5 protein-coding genes are annotated in these 6,735 nt (G+C 66.1%); all 5 read left to right on the top strand.

The genetic code is table 11. The features are described from left to right. Positions 1 to 600: 600 nt before the first annotated feature. The 5 genes from dnaN (at position 601) to gyrB (ending at position 6,729) form a co-directional block, all read left to right on the top strand. Positions 601 to 1,791, top strand: coding sequence for a DNA polymerase III subunit beta (gene dnaN / locus BTO20_RS36600; protein ID WP_087081377.1), 1,191 nt, complete (start codon positions 601 to 603; stop codon positions 1,789 to 1,791). A 25-nt stretch (positions 1,792 to 1,816) separates the two neighbouring features. After that, positions 1,817 to 2,710 carry a phosphogluconate dehydrogenase (NAD(+)-dependent, decarboxylating) gene (gnd, locus tag BTO20_RS36595; RefSeq protein ID WP_087073584.1) on the top strand — a complete coding sequence of 298 codons (894 nt, stop codon included), beginning with the start codon at positions 1,817 to 1,819 and terminating at the stop codon, positions 2,708 to 2,710. A gap of 64 nt (positions 2,711 to 2,774) precedes the next feature. Continuing rightward, positions 2,775 to 3,929: a DNA replication/repair protein RecF gene (gene recF, locus BTO20_RS36590; protein ID WP_087083205.1), complete on the top strand. Its 1,155-nt coding sequence runs from the start codon at positions 2,775 to 2,777 to the stop codon at positions 3,927 to 3,929. Continuing rightward, positions 3,926 to 4,498 carry a DUF721 family protein gene (locus BTO20_RS36585; RefSeq protein WP_087081375.1) on the top strand — a complete coding sequence of 191 codons (573 nt, stop codon included), beginning with the start codon at positions 3,926 to 3,928 and terminating at the stop codon, positions 4,496 to 4,498. Before recF ends, BTO20_RS36585 begins: the two co-directional genes overlap by 4 nt. 218 nt (positions 4,499 to 4,716) lie before the next feature. Next, positions 4,717 to 6,729, top strand: a complete 2,013-nt coding sequence (gene gyrB, locus BTO20_RS36580) for a DNA topoisomerase (ATP-hydrolyzing) subunit B (protein ID WP_087081373.1) — start codon at positions 4,717 to 4,719, stop codon at positions 6,727 to 6,729. Positions 6,730 to 6,735 lie beyond the last annotated feature (6 nt).

Raw genomic sequence — 6,735 nt, 5'->3', positions numbered from 1 at the left:
CGCCGCCCGCCCGACACTCCCCCGACACTCTCGGTGTCTTTTTGTGCTCATTTGGCGTCCCACATCGTGGTCACGCCTGCTCAGGATGCGACCGATCCGAACAACAACTTTTGTCACAGCTGAGTCAGCGGTCACAGTCACGCGCGCCAAAATCCTGTGGACAGCGCTGTGCACAACCTGCGGGCAAATCACAGGATTTTCGGGGGAACCATCCACACGGCTCGAGTTCTCCACAATGGCGCCGGCGGCGGGCCACCGGTCTCCACAGCCGACTCACATCGCGACACACCGGCGGTACTGGGCTTACACCGCTTCATCCCCAGATTCCACAGTCCCTATTACTGTTACTCAAATATCTACTCATAATTCTTCTTAGAAGAAGCCTGTTGGGGACATCTCGGCTCGAGGCTCGCCTCGCATGCCCGGTGTCCTTCGAGGTCACCCCGATCGATTAGCTTTCAAGTTCATGCGGAAAGCTCTACGGTGGTTCTTCGACGACGGTTTCTCCAGCGTGCTCGCGTGGCATGATGCTGCGCAGCATCGATGAGAAACCGCTGGTTAGAGCTCATTGTGGGGATTATTCGAAGGGGCGCATAAGACGTGTCGACGACGACGGCTGGGCTGACCGACCTGAAGTTTCGCGTGGTACGCGAGGACTTCGCGGACGCGGTGGCCTGGGTGGCCCGTAACCTGCCGAGCCGGCCCACCATCCCGGTACTGGCCGGTGTGCTTCTCACCGGCACCGATGACGGACTGACCATCTCCGGCTTCGACTACGAAGTCTCCGCAGAGGTCCGGGTTGCTGCTGAAATCGCTTCTCCGGGAAGCGTTTTGGTGTCCGGTCGGCTGCTCTCGGACATCACCAAGGCACTGCCGGGCAAGCCCGTGGACATCAGCGTGGAAGGCACCCGCGTCGCGCTGACCTGCGGAAGTGCCCGGTTCTCGCTGCCCACCTTGGCGGTCGAGGACTACCCGGCTCTGCCCGCGCTGCCGGACGAGACCGGGGTGGTGGCCTCCGATCTGTTCGCCGAGGCCATCGGACAGGTCGCCGTGGCCGCCGGCCGGGATGACACGCTGCCGATGCTGACCGGCATCCGCGTCGAAATCTCCGGGGAATCAGTCGTTTTGGCTGCCACGGACCGGTTCCGGTTGGCAGTTCGGGAGCTCACCTGGGTGGCCACCGCGGCCGACGTCGAGGCTGCGGTGCTGGTGCCCGCGAAGACGCTGGCCGAGGCGGCCAAGGCCGGCACCGACGGCACCGAGGTGCACCTGTCGCTCGGGTCGGGGCCGTCGGTCGGCAAGGACGGCCTGCTGGGCATCCGCAGTAACGGCAAACGCAGCACCACCCGCCTGCTCGACGCGGAATTCCCCAAGTTCCGCCAGTTGCTGCCCACCGAGCACACCGCGGTGGCGACCATCGGCGTCGCAGAGCTGACCGAGGCCATCAAGCGTGTCGCCCTGGTGGCCGACCGCGGGGCGCAGATCCGCATGGAGTTCGCCGAAGACGTGCTGCGGCTGTCGGCCGGGGCCGACGACGTCGGTCGGGCCGAGGAGGATCTGCCGGTCTCGTTCGCGGGCGAGCCGCTCACCATCGCGTTCAACCCGACCTACCTGACCGACGGGTTGGGCTCGTTGCGCTCCGAACGTGTGACATTCGGCTTCACGACACCCAGCCGTCCCGCAGTGTTGCGGCCGGCGGGCGACGATGATGGGACCGGTGGAGGTGGGCCGTTCCCGGCTGCACACACCGATTACGTGTACTTGTTGATGCCGGTGCGCCTTCCTGGCTGACCGGCCCGGCGAAAGAGGAACCCACATGCAACTGGGGCTGATCGGCCTGGGCAAGATGGGCTACAACATGCGTGAGCGACTCCGCAAGGGCGGTCACGAGGTCATCGGCTACGACCCGCGCCCCGAGGTCAGCGATGTGGCCAGCCTGGCGGACCTGGCGGCGGAGCTCACCGCGCCTCGAGTGGTCTGGGTGATGGTCCCGTCGGGCACCATCACCGACCAGACCATCGTGTCGCTGGCCGACGTGCTCAGCCCGGGTGACCTGGTGATCGATGGCGGCAACTCCCGCTACACCGAGGATGGCCCGCACGCAAAGCTGTTGGGCGAGAAGGGTATTGCTTACATCGACGCCGGGGTGTCCGGTGGCGTGTGGGGCCTGACCGAAGGCTACGGCCTGATGGTCGGCGGCAGCGATGAGGATGTGGCCAGGGCCATGCCGATCTTCGACACCCTGCGCCCGGCCGGTGAACTCGCCGACGGATTCGTGCACGCCGGGCCGGTGGGTGCCGGGCACTACGCCAAGATGGTGCACAACGGCATCGAGTACGGCTTGATGCACGCCTACGCCGAGGGCTACGAGTTGCTGGCGGCCGAGGACCTGATCAAGAGCCCGCAGGCGGTGATCCAGGCCTGGTCCAACGGTACGGTGGTGCGGTCGTGGCTGCAGGAACTCCTGGCCAAGGCGCTCAAGGAAGACCCCGGGTTCGACGAGATCACCGGCTACACAGAGGATTCCGGCGAAGGCCGGTGGACTGTCGAAGAGGCGATCCACCACCGTGTGCCGATGCCGGTGATCGCCGCGTCGCTGTTCGCGCGGTTCGCCTCGAGGCAAGAGGACTCCCCCACCATGAAAGCGGTGGCGGCGCTGCGTAACCAGTTCGGTGGACACGCCGTGCAGAGGATCAGCGAGTCCGGGTGATCCTGCCCGACGGGGCGCACGCAGCGCGCAGGTGCGCGGGCGAAATGGCACGGGAGGTGTGGCCGTGTACGCCCGCCACCTGACCTTGACCGATTTCCGGTCCTGGGCGCACGCCGACGTGGACCTCGAGCCGGGCCGGACCGTATTCGTCGGTCCCAACGGTTTCGGAAAGACGAATCTGGTTGAAGCCCTGTGGTATTCGGCAACGCTCGGATCTCACAGGGTCGCCACCGACGCGCCGTTGATCCGGGCCGGTGCGGAGCGTGCCGTGGTCTCGACCATCGTCGTCAACGACGGGCGTGAACTTGCCGTGGACCTCGAGATCACCACGGGCCGGGCCAACAAGGCCCGGCTCAACCGGTCTCCGGTCCGCAGCCCGCGCGAAGTGCTCGGAGTGTTGCGCGCGGTGTTGTTCAGCCCGGAGGACCTCGCGCTGGTACGCGGTGACCCGGGGGAACGGCGCCGCTACCTCGACGAACTCGCCACGACGTGTCGTCCGGCGATCGCGGGGGTGCGCGCCGACTATGACAAGGTGGTGCGCCAGCGCACCGCATTGTTGAAAACCGCTGCGGGAGCACGCTATCGGGGTGATACCAGCGTGTTGAGCACCCTCGAGGTGTGGGACGGTCACCTGGCCGCGCACGGCGCTGCGTTGATCGCGGCGCGCGTGAAACTCGTCGAGCAACTGCATCCGGAAGTACAGAAGGCCTACCAGTTGCTGGCTCCGGCGTCGCGGCCCGCCGCGATCCGCTACCGCAGTTCGGTCGAGGCGATCGAGAATGCACCCGGTCCGGAATCGGTCGAGTTCTACGAGGCCGCACTGCTGGACGGGCTGGCCCGCCGCCGCGACGCCGAACTCGAGCGCGGGGTGTGTCTGGTCGGCCCGCACCGCGACGATCTAGAGTTGCGGCTCGGCGACCAGCCCGCGAAAGGCTTTGCCAGCCATGGGGAATCGTGGTCGATGGCGTTGGCACTGCGGCTCGGGGCCTACGAGCTGTTGCGCGCCGACGGCGCGGAGCCGGTGCTGCTGCTCGACGACGTCTTCGCCGAGCTCGACGTGTCGCGGCGCCGCGCGCTCGCCGGTGTCGCCGCCGCAGCCGAGCAGGTGCTCGTCACCGCCGCGGTGAGTGAGGACATTCCGGAGGACTGGGATGCCCGCCGCGTCGAGATCCGGATGATCGATGGCGAAAACGGACGAATTTCGGTGGTGCAGCAGTGACTGACGACGACGCGCCCGACGACGCCACTCCGTTCCCGCCCGAACATCTCGCCGGTCTGCGCGGCATGGACCTGGTGCGGCGCACACTCGAGGAGGCGCGCGGAGCGGCCCGCAGCCAGGGCAAGGATGTCGGGCGTGGCCGCGCGGCGCCGGTACGTCGCGTGGCCGGTGGTGGCCGGTCGCGGCGGAGCTGGTCGGGGCCGGGCCCGGACCGCCGTGATCCCCAACTCCTCGGGGTGGCGTCGCAGGATCTCGCGAAGTCCCGCGGCTGGTCGACGCGGGTGTCCGAGGGTGCGGTGTTCGGCCGCTGGCGTGCGGTGGTCGGTGACCAGATCGCCGATCACGCCAATCCCACCGGGCTCAACGACGGGGTGTTGACGGTGTCGGCGGAGTCGACGGCGTGGGCCACGCAGCTGCGGATGGTGCAGGCCCAGCTGCTCGCCAAGATCGCCGCGGCGGTCGGCGACGGTGTGGTGAAGTCGCTCAAGATCGTCGGGCCGGTGGGTCCGTCCTGGCGCAAAGGCCCGCGCAGCGTTCCGGGCCGCGGTCCGCGCGACACCTACGGCTGAGGCTCCCGGGTGTTCCGCTGAGAGCGCCGAGGCGGTGCGAGACGAGCACCGGGGGCGTCCTCACGCACCCGATGCCGTGAAATTCAGCGCACGGCGCATATAGATAGGTGAAAACATCGCCGTAGGATCGGTGCTGGCGTCGGTTGACGGTAGACTGTTCGAGGATCTGAGGTGGTGCATCCACCGCCTCCCGTGAACCCCAAGGAGACCCGTCCAACGTGGCTGCCCAAGATCAGTACGGTGCCGATTCGATCAAGGTGCTCGAGGGCCTCGAAGCGGTCCGCAAACGGCCCGGTATGTACATCGGTTCCACCGGTGAACGCGGTCTGCACCACTTGGTGTGGGAAGTCGTGGACAACGCCGTCGACGAGGCGATGGCAGGCTTCGCGACCAAGGTTGACGTGCGCATTCTCGAGGACGGCGGCGTTCAGGTCACCGACGACGGCCGTGGTATCCCCGTCGCGATGCACGCCACGGGTGTGCCGACCGTGGACGTCGTGATGACCGTCCTGCACGCGGGCGGAAAGTTCGAAGAAGGCGCCTATCAGGTGTCCGGTGGTCTGCACGGCGTCGGTGTATCTGTGGTCAACGCCCTGTCGACGCGGCTAGAGGCCGACATTCGGCGCGACGGCTTCGAGTGGTTCCAGACCTATGAGAATTCGGTGCCCGGGACGCTCAAGCAGGGTGAAAAAACCAAGAAGACCGGAACCACCATCCGCTTCTGGGCAGATCCCAATGTGTTCGAAACCACTGACTACGATTTCGAGACCATCGCCCGGCGGCTGCAGGAGATGGCGTTCCTCAACAAGGGTCTGACCATCGAGCTCACCGATGAGCGGGTCACCCCGGAACAGGTCGTCGACGAGGTCGTCTCCGACACGGCCGCCGCTCCCAAGACCGCCGACGAGAAGGCCGCCGAGGCGGCCGCCCCGCACAAGGTCAAGCACCGCACCTTCCACTACCCCGGTGGTCTGGTCGACTTCGTCAAGCACATCAACCGGACGAAGACCGCGATCCAACCCAGTGTCATCGACTTCGACGGCAAGGGTGAGGGGCACGAGGTCGAGATCGCGATGCAGTGGAACGCCGGCTATTCGGAATCGGTGCACACCTTCGCCAACACCATCAACACCCACGAGGGCGGTACCCACGAAGAGGGCTTCCGCTCGGCGTTGACGAGCGTGGTGAACAAGTACGCCAAGGACAAGAAGCTCCTCAAGGACAAAGACCCGAACCTCACCGGTGACGACATCCGCGAGGGGTTGGCCGCGGTGATCTCGGTGAAGGTCGCCCAGCCGCAGTTCGAGGGCCAGACCAAGACCAAGCTCGGCAATACCGAGGTCAAGTCGTTCGTGCAGAAGATCTGCAACGAGCAGTTGACGCACTGGTTCGAGGCGAATCCTGCTGAGGCCAAAACCGTTGTGAACAAAGCGGTTTCGTCGGCTCAGGCGCGGATCGCCGCGCGTAAGGCGCGTGAGCTGGTGCGGCGCAAGAGCGCCACCGACATCGGCGGGCTGCCCGGCAAGCTGGCCGACTGCCGCTCCACCGATCCGAGCAAGTCGGAACTGTATGTGGTGGAGGGTGATTCGGCCGGCGGTTCGGCCAAGAGTGGTCGCGACTCGATGTTCCAGGCGATCCTGCCGCTGCGCGGAAAGATCATCAACGTCGAAAAGGCGCGCATCGACCGGGTTTTGAAGAACACCGAAGTCCAGGCCATCATCACCGCGCTCGGCACCGGTATCCACGACGAGTTCGACATCTCCAAGCTGCGCTATCACAAGATCGTGCTGATGGCCGACGCCGATGTCGACGGCCAGCACATCTCGACGCTGCTGCTGACGCTGCTGTTCCGGTTCATGAAGCCGCTGGTGGAGAACGGGCACATCTTCCTGGCCCAGCCGCCGCTGTACAAACTGAAGTGGCAGCGTCAGGAGCCCGAGTTCGCCTACTCGGACCGCGAGCGCGACGGTCTGCTCGAGGCCGGTCTGGCGTCGGGCAAGAAGATCAACAAGGACGACGGCATCCAGCGCTACAAGGGCCTTGGTGAGATGGACGCCAAGGAACTGTGGGAGACCACCATGGACCCGAGCGTGCGGGTGTTGCGCCAGGTGACGCTCGACGACGCGGCCGCGGCCGACGAACTGTTCTCGATCCTCATGGGCGAGGACGTCGAGGCCCGGCGCAGCTTCATCACCCGTAACGCCAAGGACGTCCGCTTCCTCGACGTCTAGCCGGCA

Source organism: Mycobacterium dioxanotrophicus, from assembly GCF_002157835.1.
Classification (GTDB): domain Bacteria; phylum Actinomycetota; class Actinomycetes; order Mycobacteriales; family Mycobacteriaceae; genus Mycobacterium; species Mycobacterium dioxanotrophicus.
The sequence above is the reverse complement of the archived record's forward strand: the minus strand, read 5'-3'. Positions and strand labels throughout refer to the sequence as shown.

What these genes read in the sequence shown, in the direction of transcription:
- gnd (WP_087073584.1), top strand. Translation starts at nt 1,817, where the DNA reads ATGCAACTGGGGCTGATCGGCCTGGGCAAGATGGGCTACAACATGCGT.